Raw genomic sequence first — 2,345 nt, 5'->3', positions numbered from 1 at the left:
GTTCCAGTTATCTCGACTATCTTCTTTTAGACTCGAAATTCTTGGTTGGCCTTTTTTAAACATCCATTGTGAATGTGAAACAAGGCTTTGAACAACCTCAGGTATAACATTCCTAGGCGAACCAATAGCAATATTCAACGCAACTAGCGTTGAATGTTCCCCATCGATCTTAATCGTAACTATAAATGGCTCCTTTTGCATAAAGCATACATATCTATCACTAGGAGGCTTACAATACCAGTGGTAAATATCTAGTTTAGTTAAATCCAAAACCAAATGTAAACAAATATGCAACCATCTACCAAATTCATTTGAAGTTATTAATCCACTGATTTTATGAGCTTCGGAAGGAGTCATTTTCTTATCAATATGAGCGGCAAGCTTATTTCTTATCGTAGATATATCGGATTTATGATCATGAGGAAGAAGGTGAGATAATAAATCTTGAATTTTTGACACATCTTTGATTTTTGACTTATCTAGTAGACAACTTGTTTCTTTATTATTTTGAATATCATTACAGAGATCATCTAAAGATTTAACTAAAGAGTGAAGAGGCGTCAATGCTATTTTTAATTTTCTTTTTGTCTTAGTGGCATTCTTTTGATTCGCTGAGCCTACTAAAAGATCATCTAAATCTCGCAGACACTCCAAGCAACGCCATAATTTTTGCGCAGCACTATTTGAAGGAAACCAAGCATCTACCTCAACATTCTCCAAGGAGTCAGAAATACTCCTTGAAGTGTCATCCAGAAATATCGGCATTCCTTTTTTTTCTGTTTCATTATTCATAGCAGATATCCTAACGCCGTCAGCAAAATCGGCTTTATTGTAATGTGAAAACGAAAGGGTTGTTATTACTGCATGGTTATTTATGCTGCTTCGCTTTCTGCATATTCGAGGCTTTTCAGGTACTGTAGAGCCACCGGATCGGCAATATATTCAATCTGCCCATGATGACGCTCCACCTCATCGATAATTCTGCTGAGTTCAACCCGGAAAAACTCTTTACGCAAGTTAATCCTGTTAATACGGTAGCTTTCCAAATGGTCGTGCAGCGTTTTTTCCAGTGCGGGCGCATCATCACAGGAAATCATGGCGTGGACATCGAAATCGAACGGTACGGCAGCCCCACTTAACTCTTTTACCCGATCCATTGGCTCCAATCGTCGGGTCATGCCAATTTTGAAGACATCCTCACCAAAAGAGCCAATGTTTGAAATTACATACACATGCCCCTGCTTCGTGAGCTGCGCCATGGATTTAGCACGTTCATATTGCTGATGTACATCCTGGATTTTTTGCTCCAGCTCAAAACGCTGTCTCTCAAGTTCTTCCCTGTACGTGCCTTCAGCAGCCAGAAGGGCTTCCTCTAGCACTCGTTGCTGTTCAGCGAGTCTCAGCTCTTCATCTTCAGCTTCGCGCTGCTGCCTGTCAAGTTCATCCTGACGCTGCTTTTCTTCACGCATCTGACGTTTAAGCTCGGCCTGATGATCCTTTTCTTCCTGCGCTTTTTCCAGCAACGCGACCTTATCCAGGAATTGCTTTTTTACCCCCTCCCAGTCAGCATTATCTTCAAGCTCAAGAAAAATGACTTTTTCTCTAATGGCTGCGTATGAATCTTTTTCCTTGCGCAGCTGGTCATATTTGCTTTGCCAGTTATTCACCGTGGTACCGGAAAGCAATGTTTTCACTTTGAAGTTATATGCTGAGTCAACAATACGCTGCAGGGCACGACCAGCCTTATTTCTGGCCTCGTGATAGTCATCCCAGAGACTGGCAAGCCGTTTCTTTTCCTGATGGATCCCCCGTACCACCTCGGTGCTTACAGTTTCTTCAAAGGCTTTCTCTTTCTGTGCAAGGTCTGACACCGCCTGTTCAAGGTCCGCTGTTTTCTTACTGAAGCCCCGGTAAATGAAAACCCGTAGAACCAGCGCAACGGCAAGTAATAAGCCAAAGAACAAACCTATGATACCAGCCGGATTAGAAACAGACTCAATAAATTGCTCATTAAGATTGATTAATGCTCTGACCGCGACATAAACACCCCAAGCAATTACTCCAATAATAATCAGGATAATACCCGCTGTATTATCATCTTTTTTTCTTCTTGCCACGTTCTCTTCCTTCACTTGTCTTTTCAGTTTTTAATTCATACTTCACAGTCACAATGAAATAATATCAAGGTGCCCTCTGGAAAATACACTACTGTTTTTCATATGCCACAGCTGCATTCCCCTTAGCTATCCTCCAGCGCTTCTCTCGTTCCAGAACCAGTCCGGCCTGCCGTAACTGCTCCAGGATAAAGCGGGTGGTGTGCTCACTCAGGCCTGTCATGGTGGTGA

General features: G+C 42.1%; 2 protein-coding genes. Both read right to left on the bottom strand.

All coding sequences use genetic code 11. The features are described 5' to 3' along the window. Positions 1-792 (bottom strand): hypothetical protein (locus ADK28_RS31295; protein ID WP_152929626.1); only part of this gene is annotated, 792 nt, incomplete at its 3' end. An 80-nt stretch (positions 793-872) separates the two neighbouring features. Next, positions 873-2,117: a GIY-YIG nuclease family protein gene (locus ADK28_RS04740; protein WP_048795028.1), complete on the bottom strand. Its 1,245-nt coding sequence runs from the start codon at positions 2,115-2,117 to the stop codon at positions 873-875. Between the last annotated feature and the right edge of the window lie 228 nt (positions 2,118-2,345).

Origin of the sequence: Serratia sp. 506_PEND (genome assembly GCF_001076875.1) — a bacterium.
Taxonomy (GTDB): domain Bacteria; phylum Pseudomonadota; class Gammaproteobacteria; order Enterobacterales; family Enterobacteriaceae; genus Serratia; species Serratia marcescens.
Note: the sequence above shows the minus strand (reverse complement) of the source record. Positions and strands in the feature narration are given on the sequence as shown.